Annotated in this window: 17 protein-coding genes; 8 read left to right on the top strand and 9 right to left on the bottom strand. The window is 73.1% G+C overall.

Features of this window, described 5'->3' with window-relative positions; translation table 11 throughout:
* Positions 1–10 precede the first annotated feature (10 nt).
* Both ACFT32_RS13685 and ACFT32_RS13680 read left to right on the top strand, forming a co-directional pair.
* A complete protein-coding gene (locus tag ACFT32_RS13685) occupies positions 11–865 on the top strand; it encodes a carbohydrate ABC transporter permease (RefSeq protein WP_382488603.1) in 855 nt (284 codons plus the stop codon).
* A complete protein-coding gene (locus tag ACFT32_RS13680; protein WP_382488602.1) occupies positions 862–2,244 on the top strand; it encodes a glycoside hydrolase family 32 protein in 1,383 nt (460 codons plus the stop codon). The genes ACFT32_RS13685 and ACFT32_RS13680 overlap by 4 nt, the downstream gene beginning before the upstream one ends.
* Here the strand turns inward: ACFT32_RS13680 and ACFT32_RS13675 are convergent.
* Positions 2,207–3,271 (bottom strand): LacI family DNA-binding transcriptional regulator, encoded by a 1,065-nt coding sequence (locus ACFT32_RS13675; RefSeq protein ID WP_382488601.1) that lies wholly within the window; start codon positions 3,269–3,271, stop codon positions 2,207–2,209. The genes ACFT32_RS13680 and ACFT32_RS13675 overlap by 38 nt on opposite strands.
* Positions 3,272–3,375: 104 nt before the next feature.
* On the opposite strand from ACFT32_RS13675, the gene ACFT32_RS13670 reads away from it, so the two are divergent.
* Positions 3,376–4,206 (top strand): aldo/keto reductase, encoded by an 831-nt coding sequence (locus ACFT32_RS13670; RefSeq protein ID WP_382488600.1) that lies wholly within the window; start codon positions 3,376–3,378, stop codon positions 4,204–4,206.
* A gap of 37 nt (positions 4,207–4,243) precedes the next feature.
* The gene (locus ACFT32_RS13665) at positions 4,244–4,852 is read left to right on the top strand and encodes a DNA polymerase ligase N-terminal domain-containing protein (protein WP_382488599.1); all 609 of its coding nucleotides are present in this window, start codon (positions 4,244–4,246) and stop codon (positions 4,850–4,852) included.
* A 13-nt stretch (positions 4,853–4,865) separates the two neighbouring features.
* Here ACFT32_RS13665 and ACFT32_RS13660 read toward each other — a convergent pair whose 3' ends face one another.
* The 4 genes from ACFT32_RS13660 to ACFT32_RS13645 form a co-directional block, all read right to left on the bottom strand.
* Positions 4,866–7,208 (bottom strand): SpoIIE family protein phosphatase, encoded by a 2,343-nt coding sequence (locus ACFT32_RS13660; RefSeq protein WP_382488598.1) that lies wholly within the window; start codon positions 7,206–7,208, stop codon positions 4,866–4,868.
* A 60-nt stretch (positions 7,209–7,268) separates the two neighbouring features.
* Positions 7,269–7,736 (bottom strand): peroxiredoxin, encoded by a 468-nt coding sequence (locus tag ACFT32_RS13655; RefSeq protein WP_382488597.1) that lies wholly within the window; start codon positions 7,734–7,736, stop codon positions 7,269–7,271.
* A complete protein-coding gene (locus ACFT32_RS13650; RefSeq protein ID WP_189729852.1) occupies positions 7,733–8,113 on the bottom strand; it encodes a DoxX family protein in 381 nt (126 codons plus the stop codon). The genes ACFT32_RS13655 and ACFT32_RS13650 overlap by 4 nt, the downstream gene beginning before the upstream one ends.
* Before the next feature lie 75 nt (positions 8,114–8,188).
* Complete coding sequence (locus tag ACFT32_RS13645; protein WP_382488596.1) at positions 8,189–8,935, bottom strand: AraC family transcriptional regulator; 747 nt, start codon at positions 8,933–8,935, stop codon at positions 8,189–8,191.
* Positions 8,936–9,025: 90 nt separating this feature from the next.
* On the opposite strand from ACFT32_RS13645, the gene ACFT32_RS13640 reads away from it, so the two are divergent.
* Positions 9,026–10,183 (top strand): MFS transporter, encoded by a 1,158-nt coding sequence (locus tag ACFT32_RS13640; protein WP_382488905.1) that lies wholly within the window; start codon positions 9,026–9,028, stop codon positions 10,181–10,183.
* A gap of 165 nt (positions 10,184–10,348) precedes the next feature.
* On the opposite strand, the gene ACFT32_RS13635 is transcribed toward ACFT32_RS13640, so the two are convergent.
* The 4 genes from ACFT32_RS13635 to ACFT32_RS13620 all read right to left on the bottom strand — a co-directional run bounded on the left by ACFT32_RS13635 (position 10,349) and on the right by ACFT32_RS13620 (position 13,219).
* On the bottom strand, positions 10,349–10,864 hold the full coding sequence (locus ACFT32_RS13635; RefSeq protein WP_382488595.1) for a MarR family winged helix-turn-helix transcriptional regulator: 516 nt from the start codon (positions 10,862–10,864) through the stop codon (positions 10,349–10,351).
* A 48-nt stretch (positions 10,865–10,912) separates the two neighbouring features.
* A complete protein-coding gene (locus ACFT32_RS13630) occupies positions 10,913–11,107 on the bottom strand; it encodes a ferredoxin (RefSeq protein WP_193483710.1) in 195 nt (64 codons plus the stop codon).
* 26 nt (positions 11,108–11,133) lie between these two features.
* Positions 11,134–12,351 carry a cytochrome P450 gene (locus ACFT32_RS13625; protein ID WP_382488594.1) on the bottom strand — a complete coding sequence of 406 codons (1,218 nt, stop codon included), beginning with the start codon at positions 12,349–12,351 and terminating at the stop codon, positions 11,134–11,136.
* A 127-nt stretch (positions 12,352–12,478) separates the two neighbouring features.
* Positions 12,479–13,219 (bottom strand): response regulator transcription factor, encoded by a 741-nt coding sequence (locus tag ACFT32_RS13620; protein WP_382488593.1) that lies wholly within the window; start codon positions 13,217–13,219, stop codon positions 12,479–12,481.
* A 134-nt stretch (positions 13,220–13,353) separates the two neighbouring features.
* Here ACFT32_RS13620 and ligD point away from each other — a divergent pair, with 134 nt between their 5' ends.
* The 3 genes from ligD (at position 13,354) to ACFT32_RS13605 (ending at position 16,369) form a co-directional block, all read left to right on the top strand.
* Positions 13,354–14,334, top strand: a complete 981-nt coding sequence (gene ligD / locus ACFT32_RS13615; RefSeq protein WP_382488592.1) for a non-homologous end-joining DNA ligase — start codon at positions 13,354–13,356, stop codon at positions 14,332–14,334.
* 139 nt (positions 14,335–14,473) lie between these two features.
* A complete protein-coding gene (locus ACFT32_RS13610; RefSeq protein ID WP_382488591.1) occupies positions 14,474–15,247 on the top strand; it encodes an NPP1 family protein in 774 nt (257 codons plus the stop codon).
* Positions 15,248–15,346: 99 nt separating this feature from the next.
* Positions 15,347–16,369 carry a questin oxidase family protein gene (locus ACFT32_RS13605; protein WP_382488590.1) on the top strand — a complete coding sequence of 341 codons (1,023 nt, stop codon included), beginning with the start codon at positions 15,347–15,349 and terminating at the stop codon, positions 16,367–16,369.
* Positions 16,370–16,373 lie beyond the last annotated feature (4 nt).

Here is a 16,373-nt window from a genome sequence, read left to right as displayed (position 1 = left end):
GAGTCTTCCCATGAGCCAAGCAACCCTGTCCGCCGGCCGTGTGCGGTACCGGCTCGCGCCCTGGGCGCGGATCGCCGGTCTGGCCGTATGCGCCCTGCTCACCCTCGGCCCGGTGGTGTGGACGGTCTCCACCTCGCTGCGCACGCCCGCCGAGGCGTTCGACCTGCCGCCCCAGCTCGTCCCGGCGAACCCGTCCACCGAGGCGTACCGGGGCGTGTTCGACCAGATCGACGTCTGGCTGCTGGCGCTGAACTCCACGCTGGTCACCGGGCTGATCGCGGTCGGCCAGATGATCACGGCGGGCCTTGCCGGATACGCCTTCGCGCGGCTGGAGTTCCGCTTCAAGAAGCCGCTGTTCGGCCTGGTCCTGGCGACGATGATGGTGCCGTTGCAGGTCACCATCGTGCCGGTGTTCCTGGTGCTCAAGTCGATGAGCCTGACCGACACCCTGCTGGGACTGATCATCCCGGCCTTTCCGACCGCCTTCGGCACGTTCCTGATGCGGCAGTACTTCCTGGGCATGCCCAAGGACCTGGGCGAGGCGGCGATGCTGGACGGCGCCGGGCCCTGGCGGACCTTCCGGTCCGTGTACGCCCCGCTGGCCGCGCCCGGCCTCGCGATCGTCGGCGTGCTGGCCTTCAACTACCACTGGAACGAGTTCTTCAGACCGCTGATCCTCGAGACATCGGGGCAGAACTACACGTTGCCGCTGGGTCTGGTCTCCCTCCAGGGCAACCTCGGCACCGGCTCGATCTCCGTCGTGCTCGCCGGTGTCGTCCTCTCCATGATTCCCGCCGTCGCCGTGTTCGTCGTCGGCCAGCGCCCTCTGCGCGAGGGCATCACGTCCGCAGGAGTCAACCGTTGAGCCTCACCGCTCCCCCGCAGGACCCGCACGCCCCGCGCTTCCGGGTCCGCCCGCCCGCCAACTGGATGAACGACCCGAACGGCCCCTTCCGCTGGCGTGGCCGCCACCACCTCTTCTACCAGCACAACCCGGACGCCCCCGTGCACGCGAACGTCCACTGGGGGCACGCCTCCAGCCCCGACCTCGTGCACTGGGAGCACCACCCGATCGCGCTCGGCCCGACACCGGGCGGCCCGGACGAGGCGGGCTGCTGGTCGGGGTGTGTGGTCGACGACGACGGAGTGCCGACGGCCGTCTACACCGGGGTCGACCGTGATCACACCGGGCTCGGCACGATCTGCCTGGCACGGGCGGCGGACCCGGACGACGAGACGCTGACCGAGTGGACTCCCCGGTCCACGCCGGTGGTGACGGGTCCGCCCGAGGGGCTGGACGTGGTGATGTTCCGCGATCCGTTCGTCTTCCGGCACGACGGGCGGCGCCTGGCGCTGGTCGGCGCGGGGCACGCCGACGGTACGCCGTCGGTCCTGCTGTACGACTGCGACGACCTGACCGACTGGCGGTTCGCCGGTGTGCTCCTGGACGGCCGGGACCCGGCCGCCGCGGCGGCGTTCGGCGACCGGGCGACCGGCTGGGAGTGCCCGCAGCTGTACGCGACGCGGGGCGGCGAGTGGGTCCTGATCGTGTCGCTGTGGGACGGCCACCCCTGGACCACCGGCTACCTGACGGGCCGTCTGAACGCGGACCTGCGCTTCACCGCACGGGCGGGCGGGCGGCTCGACCACGGCCGTGACTTCTACGCGCCCGCGGTGCTCCAGGAGCCGGACCGTGCCCTGATGTGGGGCTGGTCGTGGGAGGCCCGCGAGCAGGGCGGGAACGACTGGGCCGGTGTCCTCACCGCTCCCCGCGTCGTCGACGTCCATCCGGACGGGGCCCTGCGGGTGGCCCCGGCCCCGGAGCTGCACCGGCTGCACGCCGCGGAGCCGTTCGTCACCGCCCCGGGCCGGACCGCGCTCCCGGCGGCCTACGACCTGACCGTCAGCGCCCGCGGCCGCACCACCGTGACCCTCCTGCGCTCGGCCTCAGGAGCCGAGCTCACGGTCTCTCTCGACCCTGAAGAGGGCGCCGTGACACTCGACCGGGGTGACTGGCCCCGCGAGGAGGCCGAGCCGGCCGGGCCGATCGTCGTCCATGTGCCGCCGTACGAGGAGCTCACTGTGCGCCTCCTCGTCGACGGCTCGCTGTACGAGCTGTTCGTCGGCGACCGGGCCACGGTCACCGAGCGCGTCTACCGACGTCCGGACGACACAAGGGAGTTGAGCGTGACCCCCGGCGCGGCCGTCACCGGCTGGGCGCTGGTCCCACCGACGCGCGGCTGATCACCGGGCAGGCCAGGCGCCGCACGGTGGCGGGCGGTGTCCGGCCGGTGGCGATGGCTTCGAGGAGGAGTCCGGCCGCGGCCTCCCCCATCGCCCGGTGGGGCAGTGCGACGGTGGTGAGGGGCGGTGCGAGGTAGGCGGCCATGTGCTCCTGGTCGTCGTAGCCCACCACCGACAACTCGCCGGGCACGGAGATCCCGAGCCGGGTCGCGGCATGCAGGACGCCCGCTGCGACCCGGTCGTTGTAGCTGAAGATCCCGGTGGGCCGCAGGTCGGCCGGGGCGCCGTCGAGGAGGCGCAAGGCACCCTCGTACCCGCTGGAGATCTCGCCTCCGGTCCGTACGACCCAGTCCCTGGGCACGGTGATGCCCTCGGCGCGCAGGGCGTCGCGGAAGCCGCGCAGCCGCTCCACCGAGGCGATGTCGTCCTGCCCGCCGACGAGCGCGACCCTCCGGTGCCCCTGCTCCAGCAGCAGCCGGGCCGCCGTCCGGCCGCCCGCGCGCTCGGCGGGGATGACGGCGGGCAGCGAGTCGTCCTCGGGCAGGCAGTTGGCCAGTACGGAGTGGGTGCGGTGCAGTCCCTCGGGGACGCGGACGCGGCGCAGGGACATGGCCGCGTAGATGATGCCGTCGACGCGCCGGTCGAGGAGCTCGGCGACCGCCGCGTCCTCCTTGGCCGGGTCGCCGCCGGAGTCGACGGTGAGGACCAGGTGCTCGCCGGCCCAGGCGGTGTCCATGGCGCCGCGCAGCAGCCGTCCGGCGAAGGGCGAGGAGGCGATCTCGTCGGTGACCAGGCCGATCACGGCCGTACGGCTGCGGCGCAGGCCGCGGGCGACCGGGTCGGGCCGGTAGCCGAGCTGGGTCGCGGCCTGCCGGATGCGTTCCTGGGTGGCGGGCGAGAGGTTGCCGTCGGCCCGGCCGTTGAACACGAAGGACACCGCGGTGTGCGACACGCCGGCGAGCCGGGCCACGTCCCGCGAGGTGGGACGCCCCGATCCCGTCACCGGCTTCCTCTCGGCGCTGTCCATGCCGTCCGCCGCCCTCATCCCCCACCTGTCCGGTTGATCATCGCCCACCCTATCCGTGACGCTGGGGGGACGACACGGTCAACAGTCAACGGGAAGGTCCGGCAGTGATCAGCATCCCGACACACGCACTCAACGACGGTACGACGCTCCCCGCCCTGGGCCTCGGCACGTGGCCACTGGGCGACGACGAGGCGCAGCAGGCGGTGCTCTCGGCCCTGGAAGGGGGCTACCGCCTGATCGACACGGCGACGAACTACCGCAACGAGACCGGGGTGGGCCGTGGTGTGGCCTCCGGCGTGGTGCCCCGCGAGGAGATCGTCGTGACGACGAAGCTCCCCGGCCGGCACCACGGCTACGAGGAGACCCTCGCCTCGTTCGAGGAGTCCCGGGCCCGCCTCGGCCTGGAGTACGTCGACCTGTACCTGATCCACTGGCCGCTGCCGCGCGTGGACCGGTACGTCGACTCCTGGAAGGCCATGATCAAGCTGCGCGAGGAGGGGCTCGTCCGCTCGATCGGCGTCTCCAACTTCACGGCCGCGCACATCGAGCGGCTGGAGAAGGAGACCGGCGTCCTGCCCTCCGTGAACCAGATCGAGCTGCACCCGTTCCTGCCGCAGGAGGAGCTGCGCGCCTTCCACGCGGGCAAGGGCATCGTCACCGAGAGCTGGAGTCCGCTGGGCCGGGGCACGCCCCTGCTGCGGGACCCGGCCGTGGCGCGGATCGCCGAGGCGCACGGGGTGTCGGCCGGGCAGGTGGTCCTGCGCTGGCACACCCAGCTGGGCGCGGTGCCCATCCCGAAGTCGGCGAACCCCGAGCGGCAGCGCGCGAACCTCGACGTCTTCGCCTTCGAGCTCAGCGAGGACGAGTTGCGGACCGTCGCCGACCGGGCCCACCGGCGGGTCGGCGGGGACCCGGAGGTGCACGAGGAGTTCTGACGGGTACCCGGGGCCCCCAGGCAGGAGGGAGCGGCTCGTGGCTGAGCGGGACCGGCTGCGGGACTACCGCGGCAAGCGCGACTTCGGCCGGACCGGCGAGCCCCGGGGCCGCGGGGCGGCCTCCGGCGACGGGCCCCGGTTCGTGGTGCAGATCCATGACGCGCGCACGATGCACTTCGACTTCCGGTTGCAGGTGGACGATGTGCTGAAGTCCTGGTCGATCCCCAAGGGCCCCTCGGCGGACCCGAAGGACAAGCGGCTGGCCGTGCCCACGGAGGACCATCCGCTGGAGTACGAGGAGTTCGAGGGCGTGATCCCGCGTGGCGAGTACGGCGGCGGCACCGTGATCGTCTGGGACCGCGGCACCTACGAGCCGCTGAGCCACGACCGCGGGGGCCGGCCCGTGGACTTCGCGGAGTCGCTGGAGCGCGGGCACGCCACGTTCCGGCTGAGCGGGTCGAAGCTGCACGGTGAATACGCCCTCACCCGGTTCCGCGACGGGTCGGACGGCGGCGAGGAGGCCTGGCTGCTCGTGAAGCGGGCCGGCGGCGCCCGTACGCACGGGGCACCCGATCCGCGCCGGGCGCGTTCGGCCAGGTCCGGCCGCACCCTGGCCCAGGTCGCCTCGGACGCGGCCGGGGAATGACGCCCACCAGTGGTCAGAACAGCGGGGTGAGCGGCTGCTCGCACCAGATGGTCTTGCCCCTGGTGGTCTGCCGGCTGCCCCAGCGCTGGGTGAGCTGGGCGACCAGCAGCAGTCCGCGCCCGCCCTCGTCGTCCTGGTGGGCCCGCCGCAGGTGCGGGGATGTCGAACTGCCGTCGGACACCTCGCAGATGAGGGTCTGGTCGCGGATCAGGCGCAGCTGGATGGGCGGGGCGCCGTACCGGATGGCGTTGGTGACCAGTTCGCTGACGACCAGTTCGGTGACGAAGGCCGTCTCGTCCAGCCCCCACGCGGTGAGCTGGTCGGTGGCGGCCTGCCGGGTGACGGCCACCTCCGCCGGGTCCGGGGTGACGTCCCAGGTGGCGACCCGGTCCGCGCCCAGCGCCCGGGTGCGGGCCAGCAGCAGCGCCACGTCGTCGCTGGGCTCCTCGGGCAGTACGGCCTTCAGCACGGTGTCGCAGAGGGCGTCGAGCGAGTCGGCGGGCACAGTCAGGGCGCGGCACAGCTCGTCGGTGGCGTGGTCGACGTCGCGGTCGCGGTCCTCGATGAGTCCGTCGGTGTAGAGGGCGACGACGGAGCCCTCGGGCAGTTGGAGCTCCGTCGCCTCGAACGGCAGCCCTCCGACGCCCAGCGGGGGCCCCGCGCTCATGGGGATCAGCCGGGCGGATCCGTCGGGCAGCACCAGGGCGGGGGCGGGGTGTCCGGCGGCTGCCAGGTTCAGCCGGCGGGTGACGGGGTCGTAGACGGCGTAGAGGCATGTGGCGCCGAGTTCCGCGACCTCGTCGCCCTCGTCGTCCGACGCGAGATGGGTGACCAGGTCGTCCAGGTGGGTGAGGAGTTCGTCGGGCGGCAGGTCCACGTCGGCGAGGGTGCGTACGGCCGTGACCAGCCGGCCCATGGTCGCCGAGGAGGGGATGCCGTGGCCCACGACGTCCCCCACGACCAGCGCGACCCGGCTGCCGGAGAGGGGGATGACGTCGAACCAGTCGCCGCCGATGCCGGCCGCCGAGCCGGAGGGCAGATAGCGGTGGGCCACCTGGACGGCGGCCTGGCCGGGCAGTCCTCTCGGCAGCAGGCTGTGCTGGAGGGCCAGCGCGGTGGTGCGCTCCCGGGCGAAGCGGCGGGCGTTGTCGACGCAGACCGCGGCCCGGCTGGCGAGTTCCTCGGCGAAGACGGCGTCGTCGGCGGCGTAGTCGTCCGGCTGCTTGATGCGGACTGCCACGGCGACGCCGAGGGTGGTGCCGCGGGCCCGCAGCGGCACCGCCATCATCGAATGGACGCCCTTGCGGTAGGGGCGTCCTTGGGGGGCGCGGGTGTTGCGCTCGGCGACCCATCGCATGAAGGACGGCTCCCCCGCCTGGCTGAGGATCGCGCGGCCCTCCCGCATCGACCGGGCGATGGGCGAGAACCCTGGGTAGACGTCCACTTCTCCCAGGCGCACGGCGGCTTCCGGGGTGCCTTCGGTGTGGGAGCCGTGAGCGACGCGGCGCAGCGCGATCTCCTCGGTGGGCACGGCCGGCGACTCCTCCGCGCCGAGGACCCAGTCGAACAGGTCCACGCTGGCGAAGTCGGCGAACCGGGGCACCACGACCTCGATCAGTTCCTCGGCCGTGCGCACCACGTCCAGGGTGGTGCCGATGGTGGCCGCCGCCTCGTTCAGCAGGGCCAGCCGCTGCCGGGCCCAGTACTGCTCGGTGCTGTCGAAGGCGGCGAGGGCGGTGCCCAGGACCTCACCGGAGTCGTCCCGGACGGGCCACATCTCGATGCTCCAGGCGTGCTCCCGGTTCAGGGACGGCGCGCCCGTGAAGCTCTCGTAGCGCACCGGCCTGCCCGTGTCGGACACGTGCCGCAGATGCCAGTTGAAGCCCTTGCTGTGCTCGGCCTCCTCGACGGTCTCCGGGAAGTGCCGCCCGAGCAGGGTTTCCTCGGGCACGCCCATCACATGGCAGGCCGCTTCGTTGAGCCGCAGATAGCGCTGGCTGGTGTCGAACACGGACATCGACATGGAGGCCTGCTGGAAGGCCTGCCCGGCCAGGGACGTCTCGGCGCTGCCGGGGGGCTCGGCGGTGACGACGAATCCGCCCGCCTCACCGTCCGGGCCCTTCACGGCGCACCCTCGGACGCGGAGCCCGACCAGATAGCCGTCGCGGTGGCGCACCATGACGGTGCCGGACAGCGCGGACACCGCCTCGGGCGGCACGTCCTCGGCGAGCAGTTCCCGTACGGCCCGGCCCACGGTCTCCTCGGCCGGATAGCCGGTCAGCCGTCGGGCACCCTCGCTCCACCCCGTCACAATGCCGCGCGCGTCGATGATCGCAGCAGCGGAGGCGTCCTCCATTCGTCCAGGATCATCCCTTTGCCGCCCGCTATCAACCGCGGCGCAGCATTCGTGACGGTGTCAGCTCCGGTGAGCGCGCAGGGCTGCGAGCGCCCGGTCGGCGTGGGCGTTCATGCGCAGCTCGCTGCGGACGACGTCGAGAACGGTGTGGTCCTGGGCGATGACGAACGTGGTCCGCTTGGTGGGTGCCAGGGAGAAGCCGCGCTTCACGCCGAACCGCTCGCGGACCGCGCCGTCGGCGTCGGACAGCAGGGGCATGCCGAGGGAGTGCTGTCCGGCGAACTCCTGCTGGCGCTCGACGGTGTCCCCGCTGATGCCGACGGGACGTGCGCCGGCGGCGGCGAACTCGGCGGCGAGGTCGCGGAAGTGGCAGGCCTGGGCGGTGCAGCCGGGGGTCAGGGCGGCCGGGTAGAAGAAGAGCACGACGGGCCCCTCGGCGAGCAGCCCGGACAGGGTGCGGACGGTGCCGGTCTCGTCGGGCAGCTCGAAGTCCTCGACCTTGTCCCCGGTCTCCACGCGCGCGCTCACGACCGGCCCTCCGCGTTCCGTGCGACGCCGCGGGCCCAGAGCACGAGGGGCACCTGCAGCGGCAGGCGCCCGAAGGCGGCGGCCTTCTGCGGCGTGGGGCGGTGGCGCCAGTCGGCGGCCATCTTCACATTGGCGGGGAACACCCCGACGAAGAAGGCCGCCGTGGCCAGCGCGGCCGCCTTACGGGTGCGCGGCGCCGCCAGGCCCGCGGCCAGCGCCAGCTCGGCGGCGCCACTGGCGTAGGTCCAGGTCCTGGGCGTACCCGGCAGGCCGCGCGGAATGGTCGCGTCGAACGAGCGTGGGGCGGCGAAGTGGGCGACCCCCGCGGCGGCCAGCAGGCCGGCGAGCAGCAGGGGCGAGCGTTCGGACCGGGACACGGTTCCTCCTCTGATGGCCTGCCGCGCGATATTACCGGGCGGTAAAGGGGCGGGCGGACCGGGGGGTTCACCAGGTCAGGCGCGGCGGTTGTGCGTGCCCGGGGTGTAGCCGAACGAGCGGCGGAAGACGTCGATGAACGCGCTGGCGGAGGACCAGCCGCAGCGGTGGGCGACGGTTGTCACGGGCAGGCCGTCGGCCAGCATCCGCAGGGCGTGGTAGAGCCGCGACTGCGTGCGCCACTGCGGGAAGGTCATGCCGAACTCGCCGCGGAAGAGCCGGCTGAGGGTGCGCTCCCCCACCCCGGTCGCGGCGCCGAGGGCGGCGAGGGTGCGCGGGTCGGCGGGGTCGGCGTGCACGAGCGCGCAGACGGCGGCCAGCCGCGGATCGGCGGGCGTGGGCAGGCGCAGCGGCTGCTGCGGCGAGTGGCGCAGCTGGTCGCGCAGGACATCGCGCAGCCGGCGGCGCTCGGGGCTGTCGTCGCCGGGGTCGACGGTGTAGGCGAGGATCAGCTCGCGCAGCAGCGGGCTGACGGCGAGGACGGCGGGGTGATCCAGGCCGAGGGGGTTGTCGTCGGCGGGCAGGCCGACCAGGTGCAGGTCGAGGCGGCCGTGGGCGCGGTGGGCGTGCACGGTGCCGGCGGGCACCCAGATGGCACGGGTGCCGGGCGCGAACCAGGTGCCGGAGTCGGTGGTGACGGCGACGACGCCGGAGCCCGCGTAGACGATCTGGTGGTCGTCGTGCCGGTGCGCGTCGATGCGGTCGCCGGCGGTCAGCCGCTGGGCTCGGGTCGGCGCCTCGGGGGTGTGGCGGATGTTCGGCACAGTCCGGCAGATTATCGGAAGCGGGCCATGGGCGCCGACGACGACGATCGCTGGGTGACCGCTTCGAGACGCGACCGACCCGTCCTGTTGATGTCCCTGGGGCACGCCTGTGTGGACGTGTACCAGGGTGCCGTGGCCGCTCTGGTGCCGTACTTCGTCGCCGAGCGCGCCTACTCCTATGCCGCCGCTTCGGGTGTCGTCCTGGCGGCCTCCCTGCTGTCGTCGCTGGTGCAGCCGCTGTTCGGGGTGCTCACCGACCGGTGGGCGATGCCGTGGCTGCTGCCGCTCAGCGCGCTGACGGCCGGGGCCGGCGTGGCCCTGAGCGGGGTGACCGGCTCCTACGCGCTGACTCTGGCGGTGGTCGCCGTGTCGGGGGTGGGCGTCGCCGCCTACCATCCGGAGGCCGCCCGGGTGGCACGGGCCGTGGCGCGCGGCCGGCACACGGGGATGAGCTGGTTCTCCTTCGGCGGCAACGCCGGTTTCGCCCTGGCACCCCTGCTGGTCTTCGCCGTCGTGGCCACGGGCGGACTGCGCGCCTCCCCTCTCCTGGTCGTCCCGGCCCTGGCGGGAGCGGCCCTGTGTGCGGCGGCGGTGCGTTCGGCCGGGTCCGGCACCGAGGGCGGCGGCGCCTCCGTCGCCCCCGGTGAGGACGACTGGGCGTCCTTCCTGCGGATGTCAGGTGCGGTGGTGTGCCGCTCGGTCGTGTTCGTCGGCCTGAGCGCGTTCGTCTCGCTGTACGTGCGGGAGCGCACCGGCGGCGGTCAGACGGCCGGCGCGGCGGCACTGTTCGTGCTCTACGCCGGGGGTGCGGTGGGCACGCTGGCCGGGGGCCGGCTGGCCGAGCGGTACGGGCGGCTGGCGGTGGTGCGCAGGTCGTACGCCCTGACCGTGCTGGCCCTGGCCGGTCTGGTCCTGGTGCCCGGGCCGCCGGTATATCTGTTCGTCGCGCTGACGTCGGCGGGCCTGTATGTGCCGTTCTCGCTGCACATCACGCTGGGCCAGGATTTTCTGCCTCGGCGCGTGGGCACGGCGAGCGGGGTCACGCTGGGCCTGACCGTGAGCGTCGGCGGTCTCGCCGCTCCCGCGATCGGGGCGCTGGCCGATTCGACGTCCCTGCGTACGGCACTGCTGCCGCTGATCGTGCTGCCCGTCCTGGGCCGGCTCCTGCTGTGCCGGCTGCGCGAGCCCCCGCCGCCGGGTCCAGCGGTCGCCGAGCCGGCGGATCCGAGGAGCCCGGCCGCACGGTGACCGGGGTGCAGGCCCTGCCCGCCCACCGGGAGGGACGGGATGACCCCGCGGGGGCAGGCACCCTCCGCTCGGCGGCCGTGTACCCCCGGGGATCACAGGCCGACCGCCCGGGCACACCGCGACCCGGAACCAGGCGCCGCCCACCGGAGCACACAGTGCCGGGGATCAGGCGCTGCCCGCCGGGGCGGACTGGGACTCGGGCTCCTCGTCGACGGCGTAGGCCAGGAAGTCGTCGACCATGCGGTGGAAGAGGCCGGCGAGCTGCCGCAGCTCCTCGGGCGACCAGTCGGACAGGGCCAGCTGCATGCCGCGGACCCCGACCTCACGGATCTTGGTGATGGCCTGCCGGCCGGCGTCGGTGAGCTCGATGCGCTGGGCGCGGCGGTCGTCGGGGTCGGGGACGCGGGTGACGTAGCCGGACTTCTGCAACTGCTGCACCGTGCGCGTGACGTGCGAGGCCTCCACACCCAGCCGCGCGGCGAGTTCCCCCGGCCGCAGCGGCTCGGAGTCGGCGACCTGCCGCAGCAGCGCGACGGCGGCCCGGTCGAGCGGCACGCCCGCCAGGGCCATCAGCCGCTCGTGCTGGCGGGCGCGCGTGCTCAGGTATGTGATCCGGGTGAGCGCGCGCTCGATCTCGATCACTTCCGGGGAGGGGACGTCGGGGAGCGGTGGAGTGGACATGGGAGCCACTTTACCATCTCGTTGCGTAACTCAAGTAAATCGAGTGGCTCACTCCACGAGCCGGATCGCGGCGGCCGGGCAGATCGCCACGGCCTCGCGCACCTCCTCCAGGGAGTCCGCAGAGGGCCGCTCGTCCAGGACGAAGGCGACACCGTCCTCCTCCCTCTGGTCGAAGACCTCGGGGGCGGCCATCACGCACTGCCCCGAGGCGACACATTTGGGCTCGTCCAGTTCCACACGCATGGTTGCTGTCTCCTCCGGTTGGCGCGTCACCAGGTGACGGGCAGTTCGTAGACGCCGTAGACCGATCCGTCGTGCTTGAACGGCAGGCTCTCCACCGGGGCGGCGAGCTTCAGCGTGGGGATGCGGCGGTAGAGGGTGCCGTAGACGACCTGGAGTTCCATCCGGGCCAGCGGCTGGCCCAGGCACTGGTGCACGCCGAAGCCGAAGGCGATGTGCCGGCGGGCGTCGCGGGCCAGGTCCAGCCGGTCCGGGTCGGCGAAGGCCGCGGGGTCACGGTTGGCGAGGTCGTTGGGCATGACCATGCCCTCGCCGGCCCGGATGACCTGCCCGCCGATCTCGATGTCCTCGAGTGCGGCGCGGCGGCGGCCGTTGTGCACGATGGTCAGATAGCGCAGCAGCTCCTCGACCGCGGCGGCGACCCTCTTGGGGTCGTCGGTGTCGCGCAGCAGTGCGAGCTGCTCCGGGTGTTCGAGCAGGGCCAGAGTGCCGAGCGCGATCATGTTGGCGGTGGTCTCGTGCCCGGCGATGAGCAGGAGCACGCCCATGCGGGCCGATTCGAGCCGGGACAGTTCCCCGGACCTGACCCGCTCGACGAGCCCGGAGAGCAGGTCGTCCGCCGGGCGGGCCATCTTCTCGCCCATCAGCTCGTCGAGGTAGGCGATGAGCCGCCCGTGGGCGGCCATCCGGTCCTCCATGGCCGCGTCCCGCTTGATGAGGATCTTGCTGTTCTCCTGGAAGAAGTCGTGATCCTCGTACGGCACCCCGAGCATCTGACAGATCACCAGCGAGGGCACCGGCAGCGCGAACGCCTCCACCAGGTCGACCGGCCCGGCTCCGGCGAGCATGTCGTCGATCAGGTCGTCCACGATCTTCTGCACGCCGGACCGCATCGCCTCCACGCGCTTGATCGCGAACGGTGCGGTCACCATGCGGCGCAGCCGGGCGTGTTCCGGGTCGTCCATGAGGATGAAGCTGGCGTTGTTCCCACCACCGCCGGCTGCGGCCTGGAGCGGGTATCCGGGCCGGGTGATGTCGGCGCTGACCCGGGGGTCGAGGAGCAGGGCGCGCTGATCCTCGTACCGGGTCACCAGCCAGGGCGTACTGCCGTCCCAGAGACGGACCTTGACGAGCCGGCCCTCGTCCTGCCGGGCGGTCAGGTCCGGGGGCGGATCGAAGGGGCAGCCGGCGGCCCGGGCCATGGGGTACTCGTGGACCGCTGCCGTGCCGGCGAGGGTGTCGGCCATGCTTCTCCTCGGTCGTGGGGGGCGGAGTGCGTTGTCGAGGCCTCGGTGAGCTCATGCAAGCAGAGGGGGCTGACGCCCTCCCGTCAGTCCCCTGACAGAAAGCTGACGTGACCCGGCTCACAGGGCGTCAGGGTTCGAGGTCGGCGCGCCCGAGCCAGTAGCCGAAGCCGCGGCGGGTGTGGATCAGCGCCGGCGCCTCCCGGTCGACCTTGCGGCGCAGCCGGGAGACGAGCTGCTCGATCGCGTTGCCGCCACGCGGGTCGCCCCAGACGATCCTGCCGATCTGCTCCTTGGAGAGCACCCGGTGCGCGTTGACCAGGAGGTGGCGCAGCAAGCGGTACTCCGCGGGGGTCAGGTCGAGCGCCCGCGCCCCGCGGCGCGCCCGGCACCGGGCGTCGTCCAGGACCAGATCGCCGTAGCCCAGTTCCTCGGCACGGCCCGGGTCGGGGACCGAGGCACGCAGTAAGACGTGGATCCGGGCCAGGACTTCGGCCACACGGAAGGGCTTGGTGACGTAGTCCGTCTCCCCCGGGCCGAGTTCGGGCAACAGGCCGGGGAGGGAGTCGCACACCGTCAGCAGGAGGGCCGGCGGGCGGTGGGCGAGCACGGCGGGGCGCCGCCGGCCCAGCTCCGCCATGTCGGGCAGCTCCCCGTCGAGGACGACGAGATCGAACCGCCGCCGTTCGACCTGCGCCAGCGCCTCCATCCCGGAGTCGGCCAGACTGATCCGGTACCCCGCCAACTCCAGGGTGGTGGACAGCAGTTCCGCGAGCTCCGGCTCCCGCGCGACGACCAGCACACGCTGCCCGTCCCCGCGCGCGAGCGTCGACGTCTCACGGAGAGTGCCGTACGGCGACGAGGTAGCCATGCGTCCAGCCTACCGTGCTACTTGCCTGACTCAAGCAATACCGGCCATCGCCGGGTGGCGGGCATCGACGCCGTTCAGGCGAAAGACGCGGGAAACGCGCGTGACCGCACCCCGGTACGTCCACACCTCAACCCGTGGACCTGCCGCTGATCCCGCCCATGCTCGCCACGTCCGGCACCCTGCCGTCCGCCGCGCAGGACGCGCGCTGGGCCTATGAGACCAAGCAGGACGGCCAGCGCGTGGTGGTCTATCTCCCCGGGGACGGCAGCGTGCTGCTGCGGGCCCGGTCCGGGGAGGACATCACGGCCGCGTACCCCGAACTGCGGCCGCTGGGCACCGCCCTCGGGCCCATGCCCGCCGTACTGGACGGGGAGGTCCTGGCCCTGGACGAACAGGGCCGTGCGAACTTCCAGTTGCTCCAGTCCCGTATGGGCCTGGCCCACGCGCCGGCCAGGGCGGCGCGGCGGGCGGCGGAGGTCCCGGTCCACCTCGTGCTGTTCGACCTGATGCACCTGGAGACCCACTCGCTGATCCGGCTCCCCTACGCGCGACGCCGCTCGGCGCTGGAGGGCCTCGGGCTCGCCGGGCCCGCCTGGTCGACCCCGGCCGCGCTGGTCGGCCACGGCACCGAGGCCCTGGCCGCCACCCGTGCGCACGACCTGGAGGGCCTGGTCTGCAAACGGCTGGACTCGGTGTACGAACCGGGGATCCGCTCCCGGGCCTGGATCAAGATCCGCAACATGCGCACCGAGGACGTCCTCGTCGGCGGCTGGCAGCCCGGCAAGGGACGGCTCACCGGACTGCCGGGTGCGGTGCTGGTCGGGCAGCGCGCCGCCGGGCGGCTGCGGTACGTCGGGAGCGTGGGCACCGGGTGGAGCGAGGCCGAACGGACGGAACTCGCCGGGCTGCTGCGGGCGGCCGCGACCGACGCCTGCCCCTTCGACCCCGCACCGCGCGCTCCGGGCGCGCACTGGGTCCTCCCCCGGCTGGTCGGCGAGGTCCGCTACAGCACCCGCACCCGGGAGGGCCTGTTGCGGCAGCCGTCCTGGCTGCGGCTCCGGCCGGATCTCGCACCCGAGGAGGCGGCGGCCGACATCCCGGACGACTTGGTCTGAAGCGGCACCCGGACGCCGGTTGTTGGGCAGTGATTCACTCCTGAGATCACTCACCCCTCTTGGCATGGACGCGTTCAGCCTGGAAGCTGAACCTCCCTTTCCCCCACAGCCGTTGGGCTGCGCCCAAGAGGAGGACGCAGTGTCGTCACGCCCGTTCGCTCCCCGCAGGAGATGGCTCACCGGCCTGGCCGGTGCCGCCGCCCTCGTCCTCGCCTTCCCCGCCACGGCGTTCGCCGCGCCGCCGAGGGCGCTGCCCGCCAACGCGGAGTCGCTGGAGCAGACGTACCAGCCCGCCTACGACTACGACACCGACGGCTGCTACTCCACGCCCGCCATCGGCGCGGACGGCACGGTCAACGGCGGGCTCAACCCGACCGGTGCCCTGGGCGGCGACTGCCGCGACGCCTCGGACCTCGACAACACCAACGGCTACTCGCGCTACAAGTGCAACAACGGCTGGTGCGCCATCCTGTACGCCCTCTACTTCGAGAAGGACCAGGCCGTCGCCGGGAGCAGCATCGGCGGCCACCGGCACGACTTCGAGCACGTCGCGGTGTTCGTGCAGGACAACCAGGTCAAGTACGTGTCGACGTCCGCCCATGGCTCGTTCGACGTGCACGCGGCGTCCGCGGTCCGCTTCGACGGCACGCACGCGAAGATCGTGTATCACAAGGACGGCGTCAGCACGCACTGCTTCCGCCTGGCCAACTCCAATGACGAGCCGCCGGAGAACCACAAGGGCACCTGGCAGTACCCGCCGCTGGTCGGCTGGAACGGCTACCCGGCGGGCGTGCGCGACAAGCTCTCGGCGTACAACTTCGGCAGCGCCAATTTCGGCCTGAAGGACGCCAACTTCGCCAATCACCTGGCCTCGGCCAAGCCCTCCGGCATCGCGTTCGACCCCTACGCCTGACCCCACGGGTCCCGGTCGAACGGCCTAAGCCTCTCGGCCGGTGCGGCTTCCGCCCCGCGTCCGATCCGTCGGCGCGGGGCGTCCGCATAGCGTCCCGTCATGGACACCCACGACACGACCGGGACCCTCGAGGAAGCCCTCGAACGCCTCCACGCCTCGGGCCCGGAGCGGCTCGGCAGGCTCACCAACCACGCCCCCATGGTCGTGGAGGCCCTCGCCGCGCACGGTCAGGCGGGCGCCGTGCACCGCTGGCTGGATCTGTACCGGCCCAAGCTGGAGGACTTCCCCGCGCCCCTCGCTCCCGTGACCGACGCCGACTGGCGCGAGGCCCTGGGTGATCCGCGTCGGGCCGCCGACTGGATCGTCCACTTCACCCGGGCGCTCACCGGGCGTCCGTGGCGGGACGTCCTCGCCGTGTGGTGGCCGCGGCTGCTGCCCGGGATGTACGGCGGCTCCACTCATCCGGTGATCCGCGTCGGGCATGCCGTACGCGCCCTGGAGGCCGGCGAGAACGCGCCGCGGCTCGCCGAACTCGCGCACGGCCTGGGCTACTGGGCGGCCCGGCACCGCCCCGTCTCCGGCATCGCACCGCTGCCCGCCGCACCGGACGCGGCGCGATCCCTGGACGCCGTACCGCCGATCGACGATCCCCGGGGCGGATTCCCCGACCGGCTGAGGGCGGTGCGGCGACTGCCGCTGTGGGCGGGCGAGGTGACCGATCCGGACACGGCCCGGGCCCGCCTCACCGAGCTGGTGCGGGCCGCGACCCACCGGTACGCCACCCACGGGCACGGCGAGGAGACCATGCTGGTGCACGCGGCGACGGCGCCCAACGCCGTACTGCGCACCCTCCCCTCCCTCCCGCGTGATCTGTGGGCGCCGAGCCTTCACGCGGCGTGGACGGCGTCGGCGGCGGTCACCGCCATGTACGCCCCCGCCGGGCCCGTCGCCGCCGTCCCCGCCCCGGACCGCACGGCGGAGGAGGTGCTGGAAGCGGCCCTCGCCCATGGCGACGAGCACGTCATCAAGCTCACCGACACCGCCCTCGACGTCGGCGACGAGCGGGCCCTCGCCGCGGCCCTGCGCGCGGTCGAACTGAGCGAGCCGCTCGTCCCGAACTGACGTG

The sequence above is a fragment of the Streptomyces sp. NPDC057002 genome, assembly GCF_042673825.1.
Taxonomy (GTDB): domain Bacteria; phylum Actinomycetota; class Actinomycetes; order Streptomycetales; family Streptomycetaceae; genus Streptomyces.
The sequence above is the reverse complement of the archived record's forward strand: the minus strand, read 5'-3'. Positions and strand labels throughout refer to the sequence as shown.